Below are 26,411 nucleotides of genomic sequence, written 5' to 3' on the forward strand. Positions count from 1 at the left end.
TCACGTTTTGTGTCAATGGATTTGCGCGCCGTTCAGATTGGCAGGTACCTGACTATCTCTCCGGCAGCGCGTGCCGGATCATTGGGGTCGCGGACCAATAATGCGTTTGCATAGGCCAAAACACTAAGCAACGAACTGTCCTGATCATCGCAAGCCCGGATGCCGGTTTCGTCCAAAACCGCCCGCATGTAATGCTCGCGCGGGCCGTTCTCTGTTAATGGAGCTGTCAGCGCAGCGTTGCGGAAGGAGGGTACAGCCTGTTCAATCCCCAACATGCGGAAGACCATGGGAGCTAGGAACAAATACCCGCAAACCATTGCACTGACAGGATTCCCCGGAAGTCCAACCATCGGTATGTCCCCCAACCGGCCAGCCATCAGAGGTTTCCCGGGTCGCATTCGGATTTTGTAGAAAGACCTCTCCATACCCAATCCGGTAGAGGCCTCTGAAACCAAATCATAATCCCCAACCGATGCCCCACCAATGGTAACAACTAGGTCAGCCCCCTGTGCGAGGCCAAAAGCGGCCTCCAGCGAAGAAATCGTATCGCGCGCAATGGGAAGGATTCTAACATCCGCCCCAGCTTTTTCGAGCAAGGCCTTGAGGCCAAAGGTATTTGACGCGATGATCTGATCCGGTCCGGGAACCTCACCCGGCATAACCAGCTCGTCTCCGGTCGAAATCAGCGCAACCGACGGTTTGCGCGCAACCGGAACCACTGCGACATTCATGGCGGCCATCAGCGCAAGGTCTTCGGGTCGCAAAAGCCGAGGCGACGTGATCTTGGTGCCAGCTTTGAAGTCCACGCCAGACGGGCGGATGTTATCCTTGGCGCCGGGATTGTCGGTGATCGTAAGAAGATCTTCACGGCGTTCCGTATCTTCTTGAATTACAACGAAATCAGCACCTTCTGGAACCGGTGCGCCGGTAAAGATGCGCACGGCTTGCCCGGCACCGACTTGGCCCTCGTACCGGCGTCCGGCAGCGGATTCCCCCACGATCTTGAACATCGCGTGCGGTTCCACTTCGGACGATTTGACCGCATATCCATCCATGGATGAGGCCGCAAAGGGTGGCTGATCCCGCGTCGCGGCGATATCTTGCGCCAACACACGTCCAGCGGCCTGCGCCAGCGGAACCGTTTCGATGGGCTGTTGTTCGACCAGATCGAAAAGCAGTGCTCGCGCGTCTTCAACCGTAATCATGACGCCTCATAACGTCCTGATTTACCGCCGTCTTTTAAGATGACACGAATGCCGCCAATCTCCATCGCTTTGTCCACGGCTTTGGTCATGTCGTACACCGTCAGCGCGGCGGTAGAAACCGCCGTAAGCGCCTCCATCTCCACTCCGGTTTGCCCGGATGTTTTTACGGTGGCCTCAATTTGAACTCCGGGTAGATCGGGGTCTAACGTCAGTTCAACGGCCACCTTCGTCACAGGCAAGGGATGACACAAAGGAATTAGGTCTGGCGTTTTCTTCGCCCCCATAATCCCCGCCAATCGAGCGATACCAAGCACATCCCCTTTTTTTGCGCGACCTTCGGATATTAAATCAAAGGTTTCCTGCGCCATCTTGATGTGTCCTGCGGCAACGGCAACGCGGTCGGTTACAGCCTTGTCCGAGACGTCAACCATATGGGCCTGACCCTGGGCATCAAAATGCGTCAAAGGCATCACATCACTCCGGGTATCAGTGGGTTCGCCAACAGGGTGCGCGTGGCAAGCGCAACGTCGTCTTGTCGCATCAGGCTTTCACCAATCAGGAAACTGCGCGCGCCATAGCGGGCGATATCCGCTAGGTCTTCCGGGTTGCTGAGGCCACTCTCACACACGATCGTCCGATCTGTCGGTACCAGCTTGGACAGACGTCTTGTCGTATCAAGTGTGGTTTCGAACGTCTTGAGATTGCGGTTGTTTATTCCGATCAGCGGGCTTTTAAGTTTTGTTGCGCGCTCCAACTCGGTTTCATCGTGAACTTCGATCAAAACGTCCATGTCCCAATCAAAAGCTGTCTGCTCAAGCTCGGCGGCTTGTTCGTCCTCGACCGAGGCCATTATGATCAGGATACAGTCTGCGCCCAAAGCACGGGCTTCGACGACCTGATATGGATCATACATGAAGTCTTTGCGCAGCGCGGGTAACCCACAAGCCTCACGCGCTTGGGTCAGGTATTCTTTGGCACCCTGAAAGCTGGGTGCGTCTGTTAGAACGGAAAGGCAAGCTGCACCGCCTTCCTCATAGGCTTGCGCAAGTAGAGGCGGATTAAAATCAGCACGGATCAAGCCCTTGGATGGGCTGGCTTTCTTGACTTCTGCAATCAACCCATAGCCCTGACGCGCCGCGGTTTGGAGTGCTTTTGCAAAACCGCGAACTTCCGGGGCGGACCTGGCCTCACTCTCTAATGTTTCCAGTGACTTGTGCGTCTTATCTGAAGCAACTTCCTCAAGCTTGTAAGCCTTGATCTTGTCCAGTACCGTCTCGGTCATGCGGCCTCCTGAGTGATGCGGGCCAGTACCGCTATTTTTTCTTTGGCGCGCCCGCTGTCGATGCTTTCGGCAGCTTTGGCAACGCCTTCCTTCAAGTCGCCAGCCGCATCCGCCACAACCAGCGCAGCGGCGGCGTTCAGCAATACCGCGTCACGATAGGCTGACGGCGCACCGTCCAGAAGGGCACGAAAAGCGACGGCGTTTTCTTCGGGGGTGCCGCCGATAATATCTTCGAAAGGATGAACCGGCAGTCCGGCATCTTCGGGATGAAGCTCAACGTCTTTGATTACGCCGTCTTCTACTGAGGCAACCCAGCTCACGCCGGTTATGGTCAGTTCATCGGTTCCGTCAGAGCCATGGACCAACCAGGCGTGCTCTGATCCCAACAAACCCAGAGTTTCGGCCATGGGGCGGATCAATTCGCGGCTGAAAGCACCGGTCAGTTGCCGTTTGACCCCTGCAGGATTGGTCAGCGGCCCCAGAATGTTGAATATCGTCCGAGTTCCCAGCTCTTGGCGGGTGGGCATGACATGCGCGATTGCGGGATGATGCATCGGGGCCATCATGAAACCAATACCGGCCTCTTGCAAAGCCTTTTCAACGGTTTGTGGACCGACCATAACGTTGATGCCCAGTTGTCCAAGCGCATCGGCCGCGCCAGACTTTGAACTGAGATTGCGGTTGCCGTGCTTGGCGACCGTGACACCGGCACCTGCGACGACAAACGCAGTCGCGGTCGATATGTTCAGCGTACCTTTGCCGTCACCCCCGGTTCCAACGATATCCATGGCGCCCGCCGGGGCTTTGACGGCATTGCATTTTGCGCGCATCACAGCGGCGGCTGCCGCGTATTCCTCAACGGTTTCACCCCGTGTACGCATGGCCATTAGCAGCCCACCGATCTGGCTCGGGGTGGCTGCACCGTCAAATAGAATGCCAAAGGCTTGTTCTGCTTCGGTGCGGGACAAGGGTCGGTCCGCCGCAGCACCGATCAGCGGTTTAAGAGCGTCGCTCATGCAGGGACTTTCATTTCAGTCAGGAAGTTCTTGAGCATGGCATGGCCATGCTCGGAAGCGATGGATTCGGGGTGGAACTGAACCCCGTGGATCGGCAGTTCTTTGTGTTGCAGACCCATGATGGTGCCATCTTCCAATTCGGCGGTGACCTCAAGGCAATCGGGTAGTGTTTCCCGCTCTACGATCAGGGAATGATACCGCGTTGCTTCAAAAGGCGAGGGCAGACCCGCAAACAGGCCTTTGCCCGTGTGGTGCATTGTGCCCATCTTGCCATGTACGATTTCATGACAGCGAACAACGTTTCCCCCAAACGCCTGCCCGATTGTTTGATGCCCAAGGCAAACCCCCAACAGAGGTGTTCCGGTTTCAGCCGCCGCTCCGGTCAGGGCAAGGCAAATTCCGGCCTGATCGGGATCACACGGTCCGGGGCTAAGAAGGATACCGGCCGGGTTCATGGCCATCGCTTCCTGCACGTCCAGTGCGTCGTTTCGGCGAATGACCATTTCAGCGCCAAGCTCGCCTAAATAATGGACGAGGTTGTAGGTGAACGAGTCATAGTTGTCGATGAGCAGCAGCATTTGGGCACTTGTCTCGAATTGGGCATTTCGGGCTGGTGATGCAGCCCCGAGCCGCGATATAATGTTTGCACATACATGCTCAGGCTTGCGGGGCAGCGTCAAGAGGACATCCCATTCTTGACGAACCGGCAGGTGAGTGCTGCGCAAGATGGCACACTGGCGGTCGAAGCAGGAATTAGACGAGAGGCAATTGTTATGGGCGGATTTATGGGTGGAATGATCGCAGGCGCGGTCGTTGTGTTACTGCTTGGTGCAGTTTTGTCCCTGAATACACCTTTGACCAGAAAACCCATTGTCGCCGAGGACGCTCCGGAACCGGCGCCGGTGGAATCAGTTTCAAGCGACTCGGAAGTGGAAGAAAGCGTCTCCGATGCCGGGCTTGTCAAAATTCCACCGCAAGACGCTGAACCGGCCGAGGAACAGGCCGATACATTAGCAGGTTTGGATGAGGCGGAAACCGCCACAGACACGCAGCCTCAGGTCAACGATACGGCGACTCAGGTGGAACAGGCGACACAGCCGACCGAAGCACAGGATGTGACCGTGTCGACCGAAGCGCCTATCGCGCCGCAAGCACCTGCACCGTTGCCAGATACGCCGTTGGAAGAAACGGGTCCGGAGGTAGCTGAACAGTCCCCTGAACCTCCTGCGCCTGTAGTGGAAGAGGCCGAAGTGGAAGAAATTCCTCAGGATCAGAGCGACGAAGTCGCAGATGCCGAAACGCTGGGTCAGGACGAAACCCTTCCGCAAGACAACCCGATCGCAGTTGAAGGTGAGGAAGAGGTCGCGCCGGCCGAACTGCCGCGAATTGCGTCTGTTCCCCAGATCGGAGGAGAGCAGACTGATGCAAGCTCGAATTCGGTCGGCAAGCGGATTGTGCCCTTGACCGAGCGTGATGACGCACCGATTGTTGAATCGGCTGGCGGAACCGTTGTTGCCACGGGAAAACCGATCGAAGCGTATTCGGCTGAGTTTGAAAATCCCGAAGCGAAACCCTTGATGTCCATCATTCTGATTGACGACGAAGGTGCGTTTGGTGCCGAAGCGCTGCAGGATTTCCCGTACCCAATCAGTTTTGCCATCAGTCCCGCTGATCCGGACGCTGCCGAAAAGATGGCTAAGCACCGTGCAGCAGGGTTCGAGGTATTGGCCATGGCAGATTTGCCCAAGGCGGCGAGCGCACAGGATGCCGAGGTCTCTTTGTCTGTATGGCTGGATATGCTGCCCGAAACCGTTGGTATTCTCGAAGGTGTTGAGACAGGAATTCAGGGCAACAGAAAACTCGCAGATCAGGTCGCTGCGATTGCAGGTGGCACAGGGCGTGGGTTGATTACGCAGGATAATGGTCTGAACACAGTGCAGAAACTGGCTGCGCGAAACGGTATCCCGTCGGGCGTGATCTTTCGTGACATAGATGGCGCCCGGCAGGACCCGAAAATCATGCGTCGTTTTCTGGATCAGGCCGCGTTTCGCGCTGGTCAGGAAGGAACCGTCGTTATGCTTGGCAGGTTGCGACCTGACACGATCTCTGCCCTGCTGTTGTGGGGGCTGGAAGATCGCGGTGGTCGGGTCGCCATGGCGCCAATTTCAGCAGTCATGATGCAAGAAGTTCAATAACACTGTTGCAAGGCCAATCCGCGATTGGCCTCTGGCTTAACTGTTCCCGCTGCCCGTAAATCGCGCCGCATCTGCGGCTGCGCGCCGGATCGCGTTCGACTTGTGGACGGTCTCCATGAATTCAGCCTCGGGGTCGCTGTCGTAGACAACACCGCCGCCTGCCTGAATATAGAGTTTGTGGTCCTTTACGATCGCCGTTCTCAGCGCGATACACATATCCATGTCACCGCCTGCGCTGAAATACCCCACGCCGCCGCCGTAAATTCCGCGCTTTTCAGGCTCTAGCTCGTCGATGATTTCCATCGCCCGCACTTTGGGCGCGCCCGAGACCGTGCCAGCCGGCATTCCGGCAAAAAACGCGTCCAATGCGTCTTTGTCGTCGGCCAGTTCACCGACAACGTTCGATACGATGTGCATGACGTGGCTGTACCGTTCGATGATGAACTCTTCTGTCGGGCGCACAGTGCCGATCTTTGCGACCCGACCGGTATCGTTGCGACCCAGATCCAGAAGCATCAGGTGTTCGGCAAGCTCTTTCTTGTCGGCCAGCAGATCCACTTCGTTGGCCTTGTCCTCTTCGGGGGTCGCGCCACGCGGACGGGTTCCGGCGATCGGGCGGATTGTAACCTCATCCCCGAACACCCTCACCAGAATCTCAGGGCTGGCACCAACAACCTGAAAACCACCGAAGTTGAAGTAGAACATGAAGGGCGACGGGTTTGTGCGCCGCAGGGACCGGTAAAGCGCAAAGGGAGGCTGCGGGAAATCCTGAGTCCAGCGTTGCGCGGGAACGACCTGAAAGATATCGCCTGCGCGGATATATTCCTTGGCCTTCTCAACGGCCTCCATATAGCCGGATTTGGTAAAGTTGGATACCGGCGCGGCGACCTCGGACGCATCCCCCAAATCGCGTGTTTCGGCAGGCATTGCGCGTTCAAGATCGCGCACCGCGTCCATAACGCGCTCTGCCGCCTGAGCGTAGGCCGCTTTTGCAGATTGTCCTTCGCTGACCCATGCAGGCGACACGACGGTTACCTCGCCCTTGACCCCGTCGAGCACAGCAACGACCGAAGGGCGCAGCATGACCGCATCCGGCAGGCCAAGCGGGTCTGGGTTCACATCCGGCAGATATTCGACCAGACGAACCATGTCATATCCAAGATACCCGAACAATCCAGCAGCGGCCTGCGGCAGGTCTTCGGGCAAGGCAATCCGACTTTCCGTCAACAGCGCCCGCAGGTTGTCCATTGGGTTGCCATCTTGCGGGGTAAACGCTTCGGGATCGAACCGGGCCGAGCGGTTCAGGGCCGAGGTTTCGCCTTGGCATCGCCAGATCAGGTCAGGTTTCATACCGATGATCGAGTACCGTCCACGGACTTCACCGCCAGTCACCGATTCCAGCATAAATGCATCTTTTTGCGCGCCGGTCAGCTTCAGCATCAGCGATACCGGAGTGTCCAGATCAGCGGCAAGACGCGTGTAAACGACCTGATTTTCACCCGCCTCGTAAGCGCGCGCGAAACTGTCGAATTCTGGGGTAAGGGCCATCTTTGGTCTCTTTAATAGCTCGCTTGCACGGCGTTCAGGGCACGTTGATCCACGACGGGGCGCGCGCGCACCTGTGCATCGCGGACGTAAACGTCGAAAATGTTCTGTGCCAGAGCTTGATTCAACTGTGCGGCCAATGCCTCTTGCGCCTGGCGTAGCTCGTCAGTCTCATCTGGCGGCAACAGCTCATCCAGACGCACGATCAGGGCGGTTCCCGCGCCGGGAACTACCCGCAGTTCGTCCGGCTCCATCTCAAATACCTGCGTCATGAAGTCGGCAGGCACGTCATCAAGGAAGGCCGTGCGGGTAAGGGCATTTTCCACCCGGAACGGCAGGCCCGTGGCGGTAAAGTCGCCGTCTTCCTTCAGTTGTTTCAGAACCACGTTTGCCTGTTCTTCAAGGGCTTTGCCGGTTTCGGCCAAGGTCCAAGCGACAGCCACGCGTTCGCGGGCTGTGCCCAGAGGTTCAGGTCGGCGGGGCAGAACTTCGTTCAGACGCATCGCAAAGATCGAGCCGTCTTCCAGAAAAGCAACCTCGGGGAAGTCACCTTCTTGAACTGCCTCGGCGGCGGCACGGAAACCTTCATAGGCCGCGACGCCGTCTTCGCTCTGGCGTGTCCAGTCGATTTGGCCCAGCTCCATCTCGGTTTCCGCAACCAGTTCTTCCAATGTGGCGCCACCAGCCAACAAGTCATTGATGTCTTCGGACTGTGCCTCGATCTGACGGCGGGCGCGATCTGCTGCCAGTTCTTCACGCAGGATCGGGGCGGCGTCTTCAAATGAGGTATTGTTTTCCGCAAGCGATCCGTTGATCCGGAACAATGCAGGGCCGAAAACCGACGGCAAAGGTCCGACGACGGTATCCAGTTCTGCCGCGAAAACAGCGTCGGCGGCACCTTCCAGATCCTCACGGGTCACGTCGCCAAGGTCGACGTCGCTAAGTTCAAGCTCGCGATCGCGAACAAGTTGCTCGAAAGACGTGCCGCCGACCTCAAGCTGCGCCATTGCGTCTTTTGCTTCTTCCTCGGACGGGAAGGGAAGGCGTTCGACCAAGCGGCGTTCGGGTTGCAAAAACTTAGCCGAGCGCTGGTCATACAGGCGGCGAACCGAATCCTCGTCAACCTCGACACTGTCCAACAGCATGTCAGGTGACAGGATTGCATAGGTTAGCTGCTTGGTGCGGGGCAGGGTGAATTGGTCGGAATTTTCATCATAGTACGCCTGCACCTGCGCGTCCGTCGGGTCGGCAACCGGCGTGGTCAGGGCATCAGGTGTCAGCGTAGCAACGGTAAAGCTGCGCCGTGCGCCGATGAAATCCGTCAGGACATCGGTCAGGGCCTGCGGCATCTCAATACCACCCATGATTGCGCCCTGTACGATGGTACGGGCCGATTCCTTGCGAAGGTCGGTCTCGAACTCTGTGTCGGTCATGCCGACCTGTTCTAGCTGGAACTGATAGGCCTCGCGGTCGAATGTGCCGTTGACACCCTGAAAGGCGGGGATCGCCAGAATTTCCTTTTGCAGGTTCTCGTCGCCGATCGAAATGCCAAGCAAGCCAACTTCGTTATCAATCGCGGCCAACGCGGTCAGGCGAGATAGGGCAAGCTGATCCAATCCGATCTCAATCGCTTGGGACATTTGCAGCGGTTGACCGGTCTGATTTTCGACGGCACGGATTTCTCGCTGAAGCTCACGCACATATTCGTTGACCGAGATATCCTCGTCGCCCACCTGCGCCACTGTCCGAACTGTTCCGGTCAGGCTGGTTGCTCCGAACCCTGCAAGACCCAGCATCAGAAGGCCCATCAATATCCAGACAAAGGTCTTCGAAAGGTTTTTCATGCCTGCGGCCATTTTGCCCTCTTTGTGCTTTGTGGCAGGTTACTGCCCCGTCGGTTGCGGCCCTGAATACGACGCGCACCGCCGGGGGGCAAGCTCAGAAGGAAAGGGTACGTAGCCGATCGAACAATTGTCCCAGCCCGGTGCGATCCAGATTGGCGAATGCGATGCGTACCTGGCGTTTTCCTGCTGGGTCGCCCGTGGGCGTGAACATGGTGCCTGGCAGTAAAAGCACACCGGCCTCTGGCACCAGACGACGGGCCAACTCGTCAGACGGAATATCGAACGGATGCTCAAAATACGCGAAATAGGCCCCAAGCCCAAGCAGACGCCATCCCTTGTCCGTTAACACAGGCAGCAGTTCCTGAATGGCAGCGCGCCGGTCCAGAATTTCTTGTCTTTCACCCGCAAGCCATTCTGGAAGGTTCTTCATTCCCCAAAGTGCTGCGAACTGGCCGATCTGACCGGGGCAGATCGCAACGGTGTCCAGAAACTTTTCAATCTCAGCCAAAAGCGCGACATCGGTGGCGATTGCACCAACACGGTGGCCAGTCAGCCGGTAGGCTTTCGAAAACGAATAGAGATGCACCAGAGTTTTTTCCCACCCCGGCTGCTGAAACAAATCGTGCGGCGGCCCGCTGCGGCTGTCAAAGTCACGATAGGTTTCGTCCACGATCAACCGGATACCAGCGTCACGACATAGCTGGTAGAAGGCCAACACCAGATCGGCAGGGTATTCAACGCCGCCTGGATTGTTGGGAGTAACCAACGCAATTGCCCGGGTTTTATCGGTCAGCAGCGCTCGGGCCGCATCAGGATCGGGCAGAAGGTCGTCGCCGGTCGGTAGGTCAACCGCACGCACGCCAGCCATATCCAGCCACATTTTGTGGTTGAAGTACCAAGGGGTTGGAAGGATAACCTCATCGTCTTGATCCGTGATCGCTGATATCACCGCTGAGAATGCCTGATTGCACCCCGAGGTTATTGCGACCTGATCCGGGTGAACCTTTGCATCGTAATGTGCGCTGATCTGGCCTGCCAGTTCATCTCGCAGGTTCGTATTGCCCAGCACCGGCCCATAAAGGTGGGCCGCATCTTCGGAAATCGCGAACTCTGCCATTGCCTGTCGCAGAGCCAGTGGCGGTGGATCAACCGGGGCTGCCTGACTGACGTTGATAAGCGGGCGATCTTCCGGGAATTCCACGCCGTCTAGCCAACGCCTCGCCTCCATCACCGGTGGCGCGAAGGTTGAGGCAGTGCGTGTCCGGGGCATTTGTATTCTCTGACCGTTGGAAAACTGAGTGTTATTGCTGTTGGCGTCAGTCGGTTCCTCGATAGGGTTCGACATATTGCAGGGCCATGTCCCACGGGAAGAAAATCCAGGTGTCCTGGCTGACTTCGGTGATGAAGGTGTCCACCATTGGCCGACCCTTGGGTTTGGCATAGACGGTCGCAAAATGGGCGTTGGGATACATCGCGCGTACCAGCTCCAGCGTTTTTCCGCTGTCGACAAGATCGTCGATGATCAGAACGCCGGTTCCGTCGCCCATCAAATCCGCGTCCGGAGCCTTGAGCACTTCGGCCTCGCCTTGTTCCTGATGGTGATAGGACCGCACGCTGATGGTATCGACGGTTCGAATGTCGAGTTCACGGCTGACAATCATCGCAGGGGCCATGCCACCACGCGTGATGGCAACCACAGCGCGCCATGCGCCGTCGTCGGGGCCTTGCCCATCTAGACGCCACGCCAAAGCACGGGAATCGCGATGGATCTGATCCCAGCTGATGTGAAAACCTTTTTCGTGGGGCAGACGGTCCTTGGCGCTCATGCTGTTAACCCTTCTCAACGTCTGGCGCGTCGACAGCCTTCATGCCGACGATATGATATCCCGAATCAACGTGCAGGTTTTCGCCGGTCACACCGCTGCTGAGATCTGACAACAGGTACAGGGCTGACTTGCCCACATCGTCGATTGTCACGTTGCGGCGCAGGGGCGAGTTATACTCGTTCCACTTCATGATATAGCGGAAATCGCCAATGCCGCTGGCGGCCAGTGTCTTGATGGGGCCGGCCGAGATCGCGTTGACCCGGATGCCGTCCTTGCCAAGATCTTCGGCCAGGTACTTTACAGAAGCTTCCAGCGCAGCCTTTGCAACGCCCATGACGTTGTAATGCGGCATAACCTGTTCGGCACCATAATATGTGAGGGTGACGGCGCTGCCGCCTTCAGACATCATCTTTTCGGCGCGCTGCATGACGGCAGTGAAGGAGTAGACCGAAACATCCATCGTCAGTTTGAAGTTTGCGCGCGATGTATCGACATAACGACCGCGCAGTTCGTTCTTGTCCGAGAACCCAATGGCGTGAACGACAAAGTCCAGCTTGCCCCACTTTTCCGACAGCGCCGAGAAAAGCCCGTCGATTGACTCTTCATCGCTGACGTCACAGGGCAGCACGATTTCGCTGCCGAGTTGCGCCGCCAAAGGGTCGACGCGTTTCTTAAGCGCGTCCCCTTGGTAGGAAAAAGCCAGCTCTGCTCCGGCTTCTGACAATGCACGGGCAATTCCCCAAGCGATTGATTTATCATTGGCCAGTCCCATGATGAGGCCGCGCTTTCCGGCCATCAACTGATTTGACATGTTCGGTTCTCCGCCTGTCTTCGCGTCATGTTGAGATGGTTTATGCCATTGGATGCGCGGCATCAAGGCCGCGCGCTCTTGCCCGAGGCGGGTTCTCGCCCTAGGGTGGAAGGCAAGAGTTTCCAGGGGATGGAAATGAACGAACGAGACGGCATTTTCGCCGGCACCGATCCGTTTGTTATCGCGGCGCGGTGGTTGGACGAGGCCAGGGATAGTGAACCGAACGATCCGAACGCGATTGCCTTGGCAACCGTGGATGATTCTGATTTGCCGAACGTGCGCATGGTTCTGTTGAAAGAGATCGAACAGAACGCTTTTGTTTTCTATACAAACTATGAAAGCGCCAAAGCTGCTGAGCTCGACAGTGCTGGCAAAGCCGCATTTGTGATGCATTGGAAATCTTTGCGGCGTCAAATCCGAGTTCGTGGTACAATAACACGCGAGAGTGGGCCGCAGGCAGACGAATACTATGCGTCCCGTTCTTTAAAAAGCCGTTTGGGGGCCTGGGCATCGAAGCAGTCGCAGCCTCTGAGTAGTCGCGCGGCTTTGATGGCTGAGGTTGCCAAAGTAACGGCGAAACTGGGGCCGAATCCGCCGCGCCCTCCGTTCTGGGGTGGTTACAGGCTGGAGCCGGTCGAGATCGAGTTTTGGGCGGACGGAGCGTTTCGACTGCACGATCGGTTTCGATGGCAACGCGATCATTCGGGCTCGCCCTGGCAAATTCAAAGGCTGAATCCATGACGTTCGCGTATCGTGAAATGCAAGACTCAGAGAATAAAGGATTTTTTCGGCTTGAAATTGCGGGCCATTCCCATACACATCGAACTCTTAACGAAGTGCTAAAACTCGCGATGGAAACACTGTGCCAGAAGACCTGAACAGCATGTACCGCGTCCGTGGACACGTAAAATGGTTCGATCCCGCCAAGGGGTACGGATTCGTTGTGTCTGATGAGGGCGGTCCTGATATTCTGTTGCATGTAAATGTTTTGCGCAATTTCGGCCAAAGCTCGGTAGCTGACGGCGCGGGAATCGAGATTATGACGCATCGAACCGATCGTGGTGTTCAGGCGGTTGAAGTGGTCAGCGTCGACCCGCCGGTGCGTACCGACTCGATGATGCTTGCCGATTTTGCCGAGCTCGATCCAGTGGTGATCGCGCAAGCTCCGTTGGAAGCTGCGCGCGTGAAGTGGTTCGATAAGGGCAAAGGCTTTGGCTTTGCGAATGTCTTTGGGCGCGACGAAGATGTATTCCTTCACATCGAGGTTCTACGTCGATCCGGATTGGCTGATCTTCAGCCCGGAGAGGCGTTGGCGATGCGCGTTATCGACGGCAAGCGCGGGCGTATGGCGGCTCAGGTGCTGGCCTGGGAAGCGGCTTTGGACGAATAAGTCGGACAATGCTCAGGTTTCTCACGGTTCTTGCTTTTATCTCTCTGCTATGGACCGAAGATGCGCTGGCCGCGTGCCGTGCAGATCGCGTTAACCTGAAGAATGACAAGATGCAGGCGGGTTTTGATGTCGAACTCGCCATCACGCCGCAAGAGCGATCCCGCGGGTTGATGTTCCGAGAATCGCTGCCGACACGGTCGGGCATGCTTTTTGTTTTCGATCCTCCACAACCTGTTGTGTTCTGGATGAAGAACACACTGATTCCCCTCGATATCATTTTCATCGACCGGGCAGGTGTAATCACACACATTCATCAGGGCGCTGTTCCTGGCGATTTGACGCCGATTGAAGGCGGTGATTCCGTGTTTGCGGTGCTGGAAATCAATGCCGGGCTGTCTGCGCGGTATTCGATTACGCCGGGAACCGAGGTGCAGCACGAAATTTTTGCACAAGGTCCCGCAATTTGGCCCTGTTAGGGCTTTTCAAATCAGAAAGGCATCGTTAGGAAGGCGCACGGTCCGGGGCGTGGCGCAGTCTGGTAGCGCACCTGTTTTGGGTACAGGGGGTCGTAGGTTCGAATCCTGCCGCCCCGACCACTTCTTCTTAAATCGCTGGTGATCCACCCATAGCCTGATAAAGCGCTGTCAGCGCCTTATCCAGCGTTTCGCTTTCCACAGGGACCTGAACGGCAGGTCCTGTTCGTCGCGGTACGTCAAAATACAAATCAGCATCCACTCGGTACCCGGTTGAGTTCTTGGTCGATGTCAGCCGCATGACACTGGTGGGAAGATCCTGCGGGTAACCGTCGTAGTTGAGAATCAGGTAGGCCGTCGTATCCGGGGGCAGCAACTCGGAGCATTCAAAAACCCGATTCCCAAGCCTTTGAAACTGTTCGCCGGGTCCGTCGCATCCAATTTCAAAGGTTTTAAACAAGCGCTCTGGATAGTTTTCGAATTGCGCGCTGCGCGATGGAAGGGGCACATCTTGTGGTGCACAGGCCACGATCAGGCCAATCAGAGGAACCAATCCAAGCCATCTCATCAGACTGCTTGCCCAATTTTTGGCCTGCAAAAATTTTCGACCGAATTTTTCTTCATGACCGTCCTTGCACCGATTCTTTTTTGACACGGCAATCATAGCGCGGGTTTATCAAATGCCGATAACCATACGAGGCAACACAGTTAATTGGTTCTCCCGAACATGAGTTCATCGGCCAAGAGTGGTGGATGAAGCTGTGGAGGAATCGGCCACGAAAGTTCGACAGTGTTCGAGTGCGAACCGGTCAACAGTAAAGATTCCAAAAATGACCGAAAAATGACGTTGACGATCTATGGCTGAATGCGTCAACTTGTATGGGCCGAAGGTGGTGCCACTAAATCTGGTAGTAAATCCAGAGATGGTACAGGGCGAGGGTCGGAAAGCACAGCTATACTAACGTGCAACCGTTTGGACGGGTTGCGCTGTCATAGGCAGCGAACGGTCTTTTGCGCCCAAATTTCTGGCGCGGTCGATGGTCTACAGTTTCGGACCTGAAACCAAAGAATAAGTTGATTGAATCTAGGGCGGCGGACATGAAGATTGACAGAAAATTCACTACATCGGGGCAGGATGCATATGCGGACCTGGACTTTGTGTCTGCAACGTCCGAGATTCGGAACCCAGACGGGACGATAGTATTTCGCCTGGATAACATTGAAGTTCCTGCCAGCTGGAGCCAGGTCGCAAGCGATGTCATTGCGCAGAAGTACTTTCGCAAAGCCGGTGTTCCGTCCAAGCTGAAAAAGGTTAAAGAGAAAGACGTTCCCGAATTCCTGTGGCGCTCGGTGCCTGCCGATGGCGCTGAATTCGACGGTGAGACGTCGTCCAAGCAGGTCTTTGACCGCTTGGCAGGTGCATGGGCGTATTGGGGCTGGAAGGGCGGCTATTTCTCGACCGAGGAAGACGCGCGCGCTTACTTTGACGAGATGCGCTATATGCTGGCCACTCAGCGCGCCGCGCCGAACAGTCCGCAATGGTTCAACACCGGTCTGCACTGGGCTTATGGAATCGACGGTCCTGCGCAGGGTCACCACTATGTCGACTATAAAACCGGCAAGCTGACAAAATCGAAATCTGCTTACGAGCATCCGCAGCCGCACGCGTGTTTCATCCAGTCCGTCGATGATGATCTGGTGAACGAAGGCGGCATCATGGATTTGTGGGTGCGTGAGGCGCGCCTGTTCAAGTATGGCTCGGGCACCGGGACCAACTTCAGCCATCTGCGTGCAGAGGGCGAAGCGCTGTCGGGTGGCGGCAAGTCCTCGGGCCTTATGGGCTTTCTCAAGATCGGCGACCGCGCCGCTGGCGCGATCAAATCAGGCGGGACAACCCGTCGAGCAGCAAAGATGGTAATCGTCGATGCAGATCACCCGGACATCGAGCAATTCATCGAATGGAAGGTGATCGAAGAGCAGAAGGTGGCCTCGATCGTTGCCGGATCGAAGATGCACGAGAAGATGCTGAACGGCATTTTCGAGGCCATCCGCTCATGGGACGGCGCGCAGGAAGATGCATATGATCCCAACAAGAATGACAGCCTGAAGAAAGCGGTTCGCGAGGCAAAAAAGGTCGCGATCCCCGAGACTTACATCAAGCGCGTGCTGGATTATGCGCGGCAGGGCCACGACAGCATCGAATTCCCCACCTATGATACGGATTGGGATTCCGAAGCCTACAGCTCGGTTTCGGGTCAGAACTCGAACAACTCGATCCGCGTGACCAACGCGTTCCTGACTGCGGTCGAGAAAGACGCCGATTGGGAGCTGATCAATCGGACCGATGGCCAAGTCGCCAAGACCGTCAAGGCGCGCGATCTGTGGGAAAAGGTCGGCCACGCTGCATGGGCCTGTGCCGATCCGGGTATTCAGTTCCATGACACCGTCAATGAGTGGCACACATGCCCCGAGGATGGTGAGATTCGCGGCTCGAACCCGTGTTCCGAGTATATGTTCCTGGATGATACGGCCTGTAACCTGGCGTCGATGAACCTGCTGACCTTCCTCAAGGATGGTGAGTTCCAGGCGGCCGACTACATGCATGCGGCGCGCCTGTGGACCCTGACGCTGGAAATCTCGGTGACGATGGCGCAGTTCCCGTCGAAGGAAATCGCGCAGCTTTCTTATGACTTCCGTACCTTGGGTCTGGGCTATGCCAATATCGGCGGTCTGCTGATGAACATGGGCTACAGCTATGACTCGGATGAGGGTCGGGCGATCTGTGGTGCACTGACCGCGATCATGACCGGCGTGGCCTATGCGACCTCGGCCGAGATTGCGGGTGAACTGGGGCCGTTCAAGGGGTACGAGCGGAACGCGGACCACATGCTGCGTGTTATTCGTAACCACCGCCGCGCGTCGCAGGGTGTCACGACGGGCTATGAAAAGCTGGCCGTGAAGCCGGTGCCTCTGGATCACGGCAACTGCCCCGATAAGCGTTTGGTCGATCTGGCAATGTCCGCTTGGGATGATGCCCTGAGCCTGGGCGAAAAGAACGGCTATCGCAACGCGCAGGCCACCGTGATCGCGCCGACCGGTACCATCGGGCTGGTGATGGATTGCGACACTACGGGGATTGAGCCGGACTTTGCGCTGGTAAAATTCAAAAAGCTGGCCGGTGGCGGTTACTTCAAGATCATCAACCGCTCGGTGCCGTCGGCGCTGGAAAAGCTGGGCTATTCCTCGGCGCAGATCGAAGAGATCGTGGGTTATGCGGTAGGCCATGGCACCATCGGCAACGCGCCGGGGATCAACCATACGTCGCTGACTGGTCACGGCTTTGGTCCAAACGAGTTGGCGAAAGTGGACGCTGCGCTGGAAAGCGCCTTTGACATCCGGTTCGTCTTCAACCAGTGGACGCTGGGCGAAGATTTCTGCACGGGTGTTCTGGGAATCCCAGCGACTAAGCTGAATGACCCAACCTTTGACCTGCTGCGTCACCTTGGGTTCACCAAGGCCGATATCGACGCAGCCAACGACCATGTCTGCGGGACCATGACGCTGGAAGGTGCTCCGCACCTTAAAGAAGAGCATTATGCGATCTTCGATTGTGCCAACCCATGCGGCAAGAAAGGCAAGCGTTTCCTTGGGGTTGATAGCCACATCACCATGATGGCCGCGGCCCAAAGCTTTATCTCGGGCGCGATCTCAAAAACGATCAACATGCCGAATGACGCGACCATCGAAGATTGCCAGAAGGCGTATGAACTGTCGTGGTCGCTGGGTGTGAAGGCCAACGCGCTCTATCGCGACGGCTCGAAACTGTCGCAACCGCTGGCGGCTGCGCTGGTCGAGGATGACGACGAGGCGGCCGAAGTTCTGGAAAGCGGCTCGCCGCAGGAAAAAGCCACCGTGTTGGCCGAAAAGGTCATCGAGAAAGTGGTCGTCAAGGAAGTCATCCGCAGCCATCGCGAAAAGCTGCCGCATCGCCGCAAAGGGTATACCCAGAAGGCGATCGTAGGTGGGCACAAGGTTTACCTGCGCACCGGTGAGTTCGAAGACGGACAGTTGGGTGAAATCTTCATCGACATGCACAAGGAAGGTGCTGGTTTCCGGGCGATGATGAACAACTTTGCCATCGCGGTCTCGGTTGGCCTGCAATACGGTGTGCCGCTGGAAGAGTTTGTGGATGCCTTCACCTTTACCAAGTTCGAACCGGCGGGGATGGTGCAGGGCAACGACTCGATCAAGAACGCGACGTCGATCTTAGATTACATCTTCCGCGAACTGGCCGTCAGCTATCTGGACCGCACCGATCTGGCCCACGTAAAGCCCGAAGGTGCCACTTTCGATGATCTGGGCCGCGGTGAGGAAGAAGGTGTCTCGAATGTCTCCGAAGTCACTGATACTGCGGCATCCAAGTCGCTGGAAGTGCTGAAACAAATCAGTTCGACCGGGTATCTGCGCAAGCGATTGCCGCAGGATCTGGCGGTGTTCAATCCCCAGGCGGATTTGTCCGGTATGGTCGAAGCTGCTGCGGCGTTTGAGGCCCCTGTCGCGGAAACCGCCGTCGCAACCGGAATGGACGCCCGGACCAAAGCCAAGATGCAAGGCTATGAGGGCGATCCTTGTGGCGAGTGCGGAAATTACACGCTGGTGCGTAACGGCACCTGCATGAAATGCAACACCTGCGGGGCAACAAGCGGGTGTAGCTAAGGCAAGCGCCCCGGCAACGGGGTGTAGGGACCGCGATCTTCCCCCCGGATATCCGGTCCCGACGAATACGGAGCAAGGCACTGAGACTTACCCAAGCTGCCTTGCTCCACTCGGTCGACATGCCCGTGTCGACCGGGAACAGGGTGGGGCGGAATATTGCTCTTTCCCACTCTTTCACGGGACGGGTGCGCTCGTCCCATGCGCAGTCCAGGCCGCAGGCAAAAAAACACCGGGCGGTCAACGATATGAGCCTGGATGGCGAAACTTAAAGGGGGCTTCGGCCCCCTTTTTTTCTTGGATTACGTCGGAAGGTGAATGTTGAACCGGGCGCGGATCTGGGCATCCAGCAGCGGATCAAACTGTGCAGGTGACGGGCTGGACAGGATTTCCTCTTTCCGCGCGGTCGCCTTTTCGATCAGGTCCGGCTTGCCTAGTTCGGCCCATTCTTTTGGTGATGTCCGGTCACCGAAGGTAGGATAGACATAGTCCGCCTGCATACGGCTGAGTGTTGCGTCGGTACCCAGATAGTGCCCGGGTCCGCCCATGCAAACCTCGGCGATCTGATCCAAGGCCAGCGTTTCTTCGTTCACTTCAATTCCGCGAATGCAACGCTGGGCCTGTCCGATAAGATCGTCCCCCAAGATCAGGCTTTCAAAGCAAAATCCTAGCAGCGAAGCGTGCATTCCGGCTGCTTCGTAAACCATATTAACCCCAGACAGCCCCGCCATGACATTCGAGCACATTTGCTCCCATCCTGCTTGCATGTCGGGCAATTTCGAATCCGACGCCCCCGCTGCAGCCCCACCGGGCAGGTCGTAGAACTGGTGCATCTGGGCGCAGCCTGCGGTCAAAAGGGCCTGTTCACCCGAGCCGATGGACATTGCCCCGGTGCGCAGGTCCAAACCAAATGGCCAAGTGCCAAAAACGGCTGGTGCCCCAGGACTTACGGCATTTACGTAAACCAATCCTGCAAGACATTCCGCCGTGGCTTGCGTGATGGCACCGGCGATGGTTGAAGGTGCGGTCGCTCCGGCCATCCCTGCGGAAAGAAGAAGAACGGGCATGCCTGCCTTGATGCATTCTTCCATTACTTCGCAGCTTTCGGTGGCGAACTTCATCGGCGGCACGACAAAGCAATTCGAGTTTGAGACGAACGGACGTTCGCGCCACTTGTCCTCACCACCCGCAATCATGTGGAGCATTTCCATCGCCGGGGCGACATGGCTTGGTTCAGTGAAAGACGTGCCGATATGTTTGAAAGTTCCCGAACAGCTTGCGTAGATTGTGTTCAGGTCCATTTCCTGATTGTCGAAAATGTCACGACACACCATAGGGCGTTGAACGAAATGGATATTATCAAGTTGCTGACAAATCCGGGCTGCGTCGTGCAGGTCCTGCACGGTCGAGTCGCGATATTCGCGCCCGTGCACGTCCACCATGCTGACAGCAGCCCCGGCCGTGCCGTAGTGAACGCGAGTGCCCGAGAGTTCCAGATCGGTATTCCCGTCACGACTGCACAGAGTAACTGATCGGTTGGCATTGGCGATCGTGTCTTCAACCAACGCCCGGGGAAACCGTATGCGGCCATCATCGCCCAATGTGCACCCGGCACCGACCAGATAGTCGATCCCGCTTTGCGGGGCGTCTGCCAAACCAATCGTTTCAAGCGCGGTCAGCGCTGCGTCGTGGATTTGTTCAACCTGAGTTTGGGTCAACGGCTTGTAGGTTCCGCCCTCAAGCCCCGGGCGTATGGGACGCAAATGATCCGGAAGGGCAGAGGCACGGGCGGCACGGCGCGCGGCGCGTCCGCCGCTGCGCGAATTATTACGGGATTGATCGTTCATGTTGAGATTCCGCTAGGTGGCACGTGAGGGGGGTGAATGTGGTTACACCCCCGTCGGGCGCCCTCGGGCCGCGCGTCCTCGATCCGCGCCTATTGTGCGGCTGATCAGACGGATCTTCCAAACGTCGCTTTGCATGCAGGTCCTCACCTTATGCTATCAGTCTTTCAATACAGGTCGCGACATTCTGTCCTGTTTGCGACTTTGGGGTTCAAAAACGAAATGGATGCTTGGGTGCGGATCAAAGATGCGAAAGAGTTCAATAATTTCTACCGAAACGCGGGAAATCTGTTATACTTCTGTCACTTATTTAAGAGCGGTTCGTGATCTCAATTGATTGTTAACGATTGCGACCCAGTTTTATGCGAAAGTGAACTAAATTCTCGAATTCCTTATTGGAAGGTTTTTGGTGAAAGTTGTGATACCTCGTTCGGCCCTTATCGCCACTCTGATCATAACGTGCGCTGCCCCGGCAGTTGCCGAGGATTGGAGCGGGGCTTATGCCGGTTTCAGCTTTGGGTATGCCGACGCAGATGGGCCCAACGGTTCAAGCGGCAGCGACCTGACTTTTGGTCCTCATTTCGGGTACGATCATGATTTCGGGAACTTCGTGCTTGGGGGTGAGCTGGAATATAACCGCTTGTCTCTGAATCTAGGGCAGGGTGAGGGTAGCCTGGACAGCATGACACGTCTGAAATTGCGGGGTGGATACGATTTTGGATCCGCGCTGGGGTATGTCGTGGTTGGAGCCGCGCGCGTGGATTCGACGGTCGATAATGACACCGCCGCCGTCTACGGCATTGGCGTCGCTTATCCGATCGGTGAGAACTTTGTCATCAGTGGCGAGGCGCTGCGCCAGAATTTCGACGATGTCACCCGCTCCGAAGGCGGCCTTGATTCCAACGTGTTCAACCTGCGGACGACGTTTCGGTTCTGAACACCGCTACTCGGCTGCGCGGCGGTCGGCCAGTTCACTTGCAAAGTTACAAATTGTCTGAAGCGCCGAAGCAAAGCGGTCATCGTCAATTGTCATAGCCACGCGAATGTGCCCCGCAGCAGCGTCACCGAAACTTTCACCCGGCATGACCGCGATCGCGTGCGTATCCAGCAAGGCATTGGCAAAACCTTCGCCGCTTTGACCGGTGGCGCGGATGTCCAGCATCAGGTACATGGCACCTTGCGCCGGAACCAGACCGACCGTGTTTTGTGCCGCAAGAATTTCAACCGCTTTGGCGCGTCGCCTGCGAAATGGCGCGGCGATTTCCTCTTCCATTGCCACGCCAGACGTCAACGCGAAACTGGCTGCATCCTGTATGAAACCGGGAACGCCATAGGTCGTATGGGTTGCAAGATTGATCAGATGTGAGATGACGTCCTCGGGACCAACAATCCAGCCACAACGGGAGCCTGTCATCGCATGAGATTTTGACATCGACCCCACAATCAACGTCCGTTCGACCATGTCAGGCAAGCTTCGCGGAGAGATATGGTCGCCCTCCCAAACCTGAGTGTCGTAGACCTCATCCGAGATCAGCCACAGGTCACGCCTGCGGCAAACCTTGGCGATTTCCTCAAGTGTCTGCCGGGAATATGTCACGCCGGTCGGGTTATTGGGCGTATTGATCAGCAATGAGACCGCACCTTCGGCTGCTTCGTCGATCCGCTCGGCGCAGGGTTGAAAGGCATCTTCTGCGGTGGTTTGCACCGGGCGGGCAATTGCGCCCGCACCACGGATCGTACCGGGATACGTGGCGTAGTATGGATCGAGAAACAACCCGACGTCACCCGGATTGCAGACCGCAACATGGGCGGCAAACAGTGCGGCTTGGCCCCCTGGCGTGATCAGGACGTTGCGGCGCGAAGTGGGTACGCCTGTGCGGGCCTGAACGCGGGCCGCGACCGTATCACGCAACAAATCTGTGCCAGGGACCATCGCGTATCCGGTGTGACCTTGCCGGGCAGACAGGTCCATTGCCTGCAGGATTGAAGGGTCGGTGCGAATGTCATGTTCGCCAATAGTCAGCTCAGTAATGGCGTGGCCCTCACTGATCATCCGGCGCGCGCGATAGAACACATCCCAGCCGTCGTTGCCGCCAGGGGTTAGATGAGTGATACGCTGCGACAGTTTCATGGCACGCTCCTGTGGTGGTCTTTTGGGCTGAAAGGGCCAGAGGGCGTTTCAATTGTCAATCGAATACCCGCCGGATCGTGGGGACTTGGCGAGAGGGATGCTGCGTGATAATCAGGGTGTCATGAACCGGATGACCTGCATCATTATTTGCTGCATTTCCTGCTGATTATTCAAGCGGGCAGGTTTCTTTCGTTTTCATCCCTGAGACAAGTTGCTATGCCCGCGCCAACGCGACACAGCCCATGCTGTTCTGAGGAGCCGACCGATGAAGACGATCAAACTGCACAACACACGGACGCGGACGAAAGAGGATTTCGTGCCGATCAGCGCCGACAATGTGCGGATGTATGTCTGTGGTCCCACGGTCTATGACCGTGCCCATCTGGGCAATGCGCGGCCAGTGGTGGTGTTTGATGTGCTGTATCGGTTGCTGCGCCATGTCTATGGCGCGGATCACGTGACCTATGTGCGCAATTTCACTGACGTGGATGACAAGATCAACGCCACGGCCTTGGCGCGGCAAAAAGCAGGTTCGCCAGGCACGTTGGAGCAATTGGTACAAGAACGTTCGGACGAAACGATTGGCTGGTATCTGCACGATATGGGCGCTTTGGGCGCGCTTGAACCGAACGAGATGCCGCGCGCGACCGAGTATATCCCGCAGATGATCGCGATGATCGAAGGGTTGATTGACAAAGGCCACGCTTATGTTGCCGAGGGGCATGTTCTGTTCGCTGTGTATAGCTGGAAAAAGCGTTACGGCGCACTGTCGGGCCGCTCGGTCGATGACATGATCGCGGGGGCGCGGGTCGAGGTTGCGCCCTACAAGAAGAACCCGATGGATTTCGTGCTGTGGAAACCGTCAAGCGATGAACTGCCGGGTTGGGACAGCCCGTGGGGCCGGGGTCGTCCGGGGTGGCACATTGAGTGCTCGGCTATGAGCTATGAACTGTTGGGTGAAAGTTTCGACATTCATGGCGGTGGCAATGACTTGATGTTCCCGCATCATGAGAACGAGATCGCACAAAGCTGCTGCGCGCACCCCGAGGGCGAGTTCGCTCGGGTCTGGCTACATAATGAGATGTTGCAGGTCGAGGGTAAGAAGATGTCCAAATCGCTGGGCAATTTCTTTACCGTCCACGATCTTTTGGATCAGGGTGTGCCGGGTGAAGTGATCCGGTTTGTGTTCTTACAAACGCATTACCGCAAGCCGATGGACTGGACCGAGAAAAAGGCGCGCGAGGCAGAGGCGACGCTGCGCAAGTGGCGGGCACTTACAGCGGGCATCGAGCCCGCCCCCAGCGCGGCCCCCTCGGTAATCGCGGCGCTGAGTGATGACCTGAACACGGCGGGGGCATTGGCCGAGCTACACGCGCTTTTCGCCCGTGTTTATGCTTTGGAAACAAAAGCCGTTTTGAATTTAGAAGAATATGGAAGCCCTGAAGAAGCCAAAAGAAGTTTTGTTGCTTCGGCTCAGCTTCTCGGGCTTCTTTCCGAACAAATGGGCGAGTGGGCGGATATTGGTTCGGTAGACCTGTCTGCACACGAAAACCGGCTTGCAGATGCCCGGGTCATTGCGATGCAAAGCAAGGATTTCTCGGAAGTGGACCGCCTGAAGGCGGCCTTTGTCGCGGCAGGGCTGGAAGTGCGGATGAGCAAGGACGGCGTGGAGTTGGTGCCGGGGGCCGGGTTTGATGCGGCCAAGCTGGAGGGTGTGTGATGTCGAAGGAACGGCTTTATCTATACGACACCACCCTGCGCGACGGGCAGCAGACGCAGGGGGTACAGTTCTCGACCTCTGAAAAGGTGCAGATCGCCAAGGCTCTGGACGAGTTGGGCGTCGATTACATTGAGGGCGGTTGGCCGGGTGCGAACCCCACCGACAGCGCGTTTTTCGAGGTTGCGCCACAGACCTCGGCCCGGTTGACGGCGTTCGGGATGACCAAGCGGTCGGGCCGGTCGGCTGAAAATGACGATGTGCTGGCCGCCGTGATGAATGCGGGGACGCAAGCCGTCTGTCTGGTGGGCAAATCGCATGATTACCACGTGACCCACGCGCTGGGGACCACGCTGGAGGAGAATGTCGAGAATGTCAGAGCCTCGGTCGCGCATATCGTGGCGCAGGGGCGCGAGGCGTTGTTCGATGCCGAGCATTTCTTTGATGGCTATAAGGACAATCCCGGCTATGCGGTTCATGTCTGCCGGGCCGCGTTGGAGGCAGGCGCCCGTTGGGTCGTGCTTTGTGACACGAACGGCGGCGCGCTGCCTGCCGAGGTTTCACGCATTGTGGCCGAGGTGATCGCCGCAGGGCTGCCGGGCGATCGTTTGGGCATCCATACGCATAACGACACGGAAAACGCGGTTGCCTGTTCGCTTGCTGCCGTGGATGCTGGCGCGCGCCAGATTCAAGGCACGCTGAACGGGCTGGGAGAGCGGTGCGGCAATGCGAACCTGACCGCCTTGATCCCGACCTTGTTGCTGAAAGAACCCTATGCCTCGCAGTTTGAAATAGGCGTCAGTGCACAGGCGCTGGCCGGTCTGACGCGGATCAGCCGGATGCTGGATGATATTCTGAACCGGGTGCCCAGCAAGCAGTCGGCCTATGTGGGGGCCTCGGCCTTTGCGCATAAGGCAGGGTTGCATGCCAGCGCGATCCTCAAGGACCCATCGACCTATGAGCATGTGGACCCGGGCGCGGTTGGTAATGCGCGGATCATTCCGATGTCCAATCAGGCGGGGCAATCGAACCTGCGAAAACGCCTGACCGAGGCGGGGTTGTCAGTGGATAAAGGCGACCCGGCATTGGGGCGTATCCTTGATCGGATCAAGCAGCGCGAGGCTGAGGGCTATTCCTACGACACTGCTCAGGCGAGCTTCGAATTGCTGGCGCGGGTCGAACTGGGGCAATTGGCAGCGTTCTTTGAGGTCAAGCGATACAAGGTCACGGTCGAGCGGCGCAAGAACAAGTACAACAAGATGGTCAGCCTGTCCGAGGCCGTGGTCGTGGTGAAGGTCGACGGCGAAAAGAAGCTGTCGGTTAGCGAGTCTTTGGACGAGGATGGCAGCGATCGCGGCCCGGTGAACGCGCTGGCCAAAGCGCTGGCGAAGGATCTGGGGCAATATTCGCAGGTGCTGGCGGATATGCGGTTGGTGGACTTTAAGGTGCGCATTACGCAAGGCGGGACCGAGGCTGTCACCCGCGTCATCATCGACAGCGAAGACGGGCAGGGGTGGCGCTGGTCCACTGTGGGCGTCAGCGCGAACATAGTCGATGCCTCGTTCGAGGCGCTTTTGGATGCGATTCAGTGGAAACTGGTTCGCGATTGCGGACCGCAGACGGCGGTGGCCGAGTGAGCGTTGCCTTCGACGATGACGTAATAGCCTGTGCCGCACTGGTGCATCGCGCCGACCCGGATCGGTTTATGGCGGCAATGGCTGCCCCTGTCACAGCACGGGCGGTTCTGTTTCCGATCTATGCGTTGAATGTCGAAGTCGCCCGCGCACCATGGGTCACGCAGGAACCCATTATTGCCGAAATGCGCCTTCAATGGTGGCGTGACGCTTTGCAGGAGATTGCCGAGGGGCAGGCGGTACGCAGGCATGAGGTCGTGACGCCTTTGTCCCGAATTCTGTCGCCGCATTTGGCGGCTCAGTTGGATGAGTATGTGGCCGTAAGGCGTTGGGATATCTACCGTGATCCGTTTGAGGATCAGGCGCATTTTGAGTCCTATTTCAACCATAGCGCCGGAACTTTGATTGTCGCGTCCGCGCAGGCGTTGGGCGAGGCGGACGAACAGGTTCTGCGCAATTTCGGTTATGCAGTGGGTGTCGCGAACTGGTTGCGGGCGATCCCCGAGCTTGAGGCGCGCGGGCGTGTTCCCCTGTTGGATGGAACACCGGACGGGGTGCAGCAATTGGCAAAATCGGCACTGGATCGACTTCACGCCGCCCGCGCTCAGCGATCTGCTGTCTCAAACGAAGCGCGTCCGGCCCTGTACGCCGGTTGGCAGGCAGAATGGGTGTTGCGGCAGGCGATTGCGCAACCAGATCGCGTCGCCGCTAGTGCGCTGGCGCAAGGTGAAATCCGGCGTAGGCTGTCACTGATGTGGAACGTCGCCCGGGGGCGCTGGTAACGG

Annotated in this window: 22 protein-coding genes and 1 tRNA gene; 10 read left to right on the forward strand and 13 right to left on the reverse strand. The window is 57.3% G+C overall.

Annotation, left to right across the window (positions count from 1 at the left end):
- Positions 1 to 32: 32 nt before the first annotated feature.
- From glp to GOV87_RS07980, 5 genes are read right to left on the reverse strand one after another with little or no spacing between them, the layout of a single operon-like run.
- Complete coding sequence (gene glp / locus GOV87_RS07960; protein ID WP_171211409.1) at positions 33 to 1,205, reverse strand: gephyrin-like molybdotransferase Glp; 1,173 nt, start codon at positions 1,203 to 1,205, stop codon at positions 33 to 35.
- Positions 1,202 to 1,675, reverse strand: coding sequence for a cyclic pyranopterin monophosphate synthase MoaC (moaC, locus tag GOV87_RS07965; RefSeq protein ID WP_171211410.1), 474 nt, complete (start codon positions 1,673 to 1,675; stop codon positions 1,202 to 1,204). The genes glp and moaC overlap by 4 nt, the downstream gene beginning before the upstream one ends.
- A complete protein-coding gene (gene trpC, locus GOV87_RS07970; protein ID WP_171211411.1) occupies positions 1,675 to 2,487 on the reverse strand; it encodes an indole-3-glycerol phosphate synthase TrpC in 813 nt (270 codons plus the stop codon). Before trpC ends, moaC begins: the two co-directional genes overlap by 1 nt.
- Positions 2,484 to 3,503, reverse strand: a complete 1,020-nt coding sequence (trpD, locus tag GOV87_RS07975) for an anthranilate phosphoribosyltransferase (RefSeq protein WP_171211412.1) — start codon at positions 3,501 to 3,503, stop codon at positions 2,484 to 2,486. Before trpD ends, trpC begins: the two co-directional genes overlap by 4 nt.
- Complete coding sequence (locus tag GOV87_RS07980; RefSeq protein WP_171211413.1) at positions 3,500 to 4,081, reverse strand: aminodeoxychorismate/anthranilate synthase component II; 582 nt, start codon at positions 4,079 to 4,081, stop codon at positions 3,500 to 3,502. Before GOV87_RS07980 ends, trpD begins: the two co-directional genes overlap by 4 nt.
- Before the next feature lie 132 nt (positions 4,082 to 4,213).
- Here GOV87_RS07980 and GOV87_RS07985 point away from each other — a divergent pair, with 132 nt between their 5' ends.
- Positions 4,214 to 5,698, forward strand: a complete 1,485-nt coding sequence (locus GOV87_RS07985; protein ID WP_371813480.1) for a divergent polysaccharide deacetylase family protein — start codon at positions 4,214 to 4,216, stop codon at positions 5,696 to 5,698.
- Between the two features lie 36 nt (positions 5,699 to 5,734).
- Here GOV87_RS07985 and trpE read toward each other — a convergent pair whose 3' ends face one another.
- The 5 genes from trpE to fabI all read right to left on the reverse strand — a co-directional run bounded on the left by trpE (position 5,735) and on the right by fabI (position 11,724).
- Positions 5,735 to 7,246 carry an anthranilate synthase component I gene (trpE, locus tag GOV87_RS07990; RefSeq protein ID WP_171211414.1) on the reverse strand — a complete coding sequence of 504 codons (1,512 nt, stop codon included), beginning with the start codon at positions 7,244 to 7,246 and terminating at the stop codon, positions 5,735 to 5,737.
- An 11-nt stretch (positions 7,247 to 7,257) separates the two neighbouring features.
- Positions 7,258 to 9,099 (reverse strand): SurA N-terminal domain-containing protein, encoded by a 1,842-nt coding sequence (locus tag GOV87_RS07995; RefSeq protein ID WP_171211415.1) that lies wholly within the window; start codon positions 9,097 to 9,099, stop codon positions 7,258 to 7,260.
- An 82-nt stretch (positions 9,100 to 9,181) separates the two neighbouring features.
- Entirely contained in the window at positions 9,182 to 10,357 is a 1,176-nt protein-coding gene (locus GOV87_RS08000; RefSeq protein ID WP_171211416.1) for an aminotransferase, read from the reverse strand.
- Positions 10,358 to 10,403: 46 nt separating this feature from the next.
- Entirely contained in the window at positions 10,404 to 10,913 is a 510-nt protein-coding gene (gene gpt / locus GOV87_RS08005; RefSeq protein ID WP_170413262.1) for a xanthine phosphoribosyltransferase, read from the reverse strand.
- Between the two features lie 4 nt (positions 10,914 to 10,917).
- Positions 10,918 to 11,724 carry an enoyl-ACP reductase FabI gene (fabI, locus tag GOV87_RS08010; protein ID WP_171211417.1) on the reverse strand — a complete coding sequence of 269 codons (807 nt, stop codon included), beginning with the start codon at positions 11,722 to 11,724 and terminating at the stop codon, positions 10,918 to 10,920.
- A gap of 135 nt (positions 11,725 to 11,859) precedes the next feature.
- Here fabI and pdxH point away from each other — a divergent pair, with 135 nt between their 5' ends.
- The 4 genes from pdxH to GOV87_RS08030 all read left to right on the forward strand — a co-directional run bounded on the left by pdxH (position 11,860) and on the right by GOV87_RS08030 (position 13,710).
- Entirely contained in the window at positions 11,860 to 12,465 is a 606-nt protein-coding gene (gene pdxH, locus GOV87_RS08015) for a pyridoxamine 5'-phosphate oxidase (RefSeq protein WP_171211418.1), read from the forward strand.
- A gap of 121 nt (positions 12,466 to 12,586) precedes the next feature.
- A complete protein-coding gene (locus GOV87_RS08020) occupies positions 12,587 to 13,114 on the forward strand; it encodes a cold shock domain-containing protein (RefSeq protein ID WP_171121541.1) in 528 nt (175 codons plus the stop codon).
- Between the two features lie 8 nt (positions 13,115 to 13,122).
- The gene (locus GOV87_RS08025) at positions 13,123 to 13,590 is read left to right on the forward strand and encodes a DUF192 domain-containing protein (protein ID WP_171121540.1); all 468 of its coding nucleotides are present in this window, start codon (positions 13,123 to 13,125) and stop codon (positions 13,588 to 13,590) included.
- Between the two features lie 43 nt (positions 13,591 to 13,633).
- A tRNA-Pro gene (locus GOV87_RS08030) sits at positions 13,634 to 13,710 on the forward strand.
- A gap of 7 nt (positions 13,711 to 13,717) precedes the next feature.
- On the opposite strand, the gene GOV87_RS08035 is transcribed toward GOV87_RS08030, so the two are convergent.
- Positions 13,718 to 14,155 carry a hypothetical protein gene (locus GOV87_RS08035; protein WP_171211419.1) on the reverse strand — a complete coding sequence of 146 codons (438 nt, stop codon included), beginning with the start codon at positions 14,153 to 14,155 and terminating at the stop codon, positions 13,718 to 13,720.
- 530 nt (positions 14,156 to 14,685) lie between these two features.
- Here GOV87_RS08035 and GOV87_RS08040 point away from each other — a divergent pair.
- Entirely contained in the window at positions 14,686 to 18,303 is a 3,618-nt protein-coding gene (locus tag GOV87_RS08040; protein ID WP_171211420.1) for a vitamin B12-dependent ribonucleotide reductase, read from the forward strand.
- 299 nt (positions 18,304 to 18,602) lie between these two features.
- Here GOV87_RS08040 and GOV87_RS08045 read toward each other — a convergent pair whose 3' ends face one another.
- Complete coding sequence (locus GOV87_RS08045) at positions 18,603 to 20,147, reverse strand: trimethylamine methyltransferase family protein (protein WP_171121537.1); 1,545 nt, start codon at positions 20,145 to 20,147, stop codon at positions 18,603 to 18,605.
- 406 nt (positions 20,148 to 20,553) lie between these two features.
- Between GOV87_RS08045 and GOV87_RS08050 the strand changes: the two genes are divergently transcribed.
- Positions 20,554 to 21,081: a porin family protein gene (locus GOV87_RS08050; protein ID WP_171211421.1), complete on the forward strand. Its 528-nt coding sequence runs from the start codon at positions 20,554 to 20,556 to the stop codon at positions 21,079 to 21,081.
- 6 nt (positions 21,082 to 21,087) lie between these two features.
- On the opposite strand, the gene GOV87_RS08055 is transcribed toward GOV87_RS08050, so the two are convergent.
- Complete coding sequence (locus GOV87_RS08055) at positions 21,088 to 22,275, reverse strand: pyridoxal phosphate-dependent aminotransferase (protein WP_171211422.1); 1,188 nt, start codon at positions 22,273 to 22,275, stop codon at positions 21,088 to 21,090.
- Between the two features lie 265 nt (positions 22,276 to 22,540).
- Between GOV87_RS08055 and cysS the strand changes: the two genes are divergently transcribed.
- From cysS to GOV87_RS08070, 3 genes are read left to right on the forward strand one after another with little or no spacing between them, the layout of a single operon-like run.
- Positions 22,541 to 23,995 (forward strand): cysteine--tRNA ligase, encoded by a 1,455-nt coding sequence (gene cysS, locus GOV87_RS08060; protein ID WP_171211423.1) that lies wholly within the window; start codon positions 22,541 to 22,543, stop codon positions 23,993 to 23,995.
- Entirely contained in the window at positions 23,995 to 25,629 is a 1,635-nt protein-coding gene (gene cimA, locus GOV87_RS08065; protein ID WP_171211424.1) for a citramalate synthase, read from the forward strand. Before cysS ends, cimA begins: the two co-directional genes overlap by 1 nt.
- A complete protein-coding gene (locus tag GOV87_RS08070; protein ID WP_171211425.1) occupies positions 25,626 to 26,408 on the forward strand; it encodes a squalene/phytoene synthase family protein in 783 nt (260 codons plus the stop codon). The genes cimA and GOV87_RS08070 overlap by 4 nt, the downstream gene beginning before the upstream one ends.
- Positions 26,409 to 26,411: the final 3 nt, after the last annotated feature.

Origin of the sequence: Ruegeria sp. HKCCA5426, assembly GCF_013034585.1 — a bacterium.
Classification (GTDB): Bacteria; Pseudomonadota; Alphaproteobacteria; order Rhodobacterales; family Rhodobacteraceae; genus Ruegeria.

Excerpts from the sequence above, each read along its gene's own strand:
- glp (WP_171211409.1), bottom strand. The coding sequence starts at position 1,205 with ATGATTACGGTTGAAGACGCGCGAGCACTGCTTTTCGATCTGGTCGAA.
- moaC (WP_171211410.1), bottom strand. The coding sequence starts at position 1,675 with ATGCCTTTGACGCATTTTGATGCCCAGGGTCAGGCCCATATGGTTGAC.
- trpC (WP_171211411.1), bottom strand. The coding sequence starts at position 2,487 with ATGACCGAGACGGTACTGGACAAGATCAAGGCTTACAAGCTTGAGGAA.
- trpD (WP_171211412.1), bottom strand. The coding sequence starts at position 3,503 with ATGAGCGACGCTCTTAAACCGCTGATCGGTGCTGCGGCGGACCGACCC.
- GOV87_RS07980 (WP_171211413.1), bottom strand. The coding sequence starts at position 4,081 with ATGCTGCTGCTCATCGACAACTATGACTCGTTCACCTACAACCTCGTC.
- trpE (WP_171211414.1), bottom strand. The coding sequence starts at position 7,246 with ATGGCCCTTACCCCAGAATTCGACAGTTTCGCGCGCGCTTACGAGGCG.
- GOV87_RS07995 (WP_171211415.1), bottom strand. The coding sequence starts at position 9,099 with ATGGCCGCAGGCATGAAAAACCTTTCGAAGACCTTTGTCTGGATATTG.
- GOV87_RS08000 (WP_171211416.1), bottom strand. The coding sequence starts at position 10,357 with ATGCCCCGGACACGCACTGCCTCAACCTTCGCGCCACCGGTGATGGAG.
- gpt (WP_170413262.1), bottom strand. The coding sequence starts at position 10,913 with ATGAGCGCCAAGGACCGTCTGCCCCACGAAAAAGGTTTTCACATCAGC.
- fabI (WP_171211417.1), bottom strand. The coding sequence starts at position 11,724 with ATGTCAAATCAGTTGATGGCCGGAAAGCGCGGCCTCATCATGGGACTG.
- pdxH (WP_171211418.1), top strand. The coding sequence starts at position 11,860 with ATGAACGAACGAGACGGCATTTTCGCCGGCACCGATCCGTTTGTTATC.
- GOV87_RS08025 (WP_171121540.1), top strand. The coding sequence starts at position 13,123 with ATGCTCAGGTTTCTCACGGTTCTTGCTTTTATCTCTCTGCTATGGACC.
- GOV87_RS08035 (WP_171211419.1), bottom strand. The coding sequence starts at position 14,155 with ATGAGATGGCTTGGATTGGTTCCTCTGATTGGCCTGATCGTGGCCTGT.
- GOV87_RS08040 (WP_171211420.1), top strand. The coding sequence starts at position 14,686 with ATGAAGATTGACAGAAAATTCACTACATCGGGGCAGGATGCATATGCG.
- GOV87_RS08045 (WP_171121537.1), bottom strand. The coding sequence starts at position 20,147 with ATGAACGATCAATCCCGTAATAATTCGCGCAGCGGCGGACGCGCCGCG.
- GOV87_RS08055 (WP_171211422.1), bottom strand. The coding sequence starts at position 22,275 with ATGAAACTGTCGCAGCGTATCACTCATCTAACCCCTGGCGGCAACGAC.
- cysS (WP_171211423.1), top strand. The coding sequence starts at position 22,541 with ATGAAGACGATCAAACTGCACAACACACGGACGCGGACGAAAGAGGAT.
- cimA (WP_171211424.1), top strand. The coding sequence starts at position 23,995 with ATGTCGAAGGAACGGCTTTATCTATACGACACCACCCTGCGCGACGGG.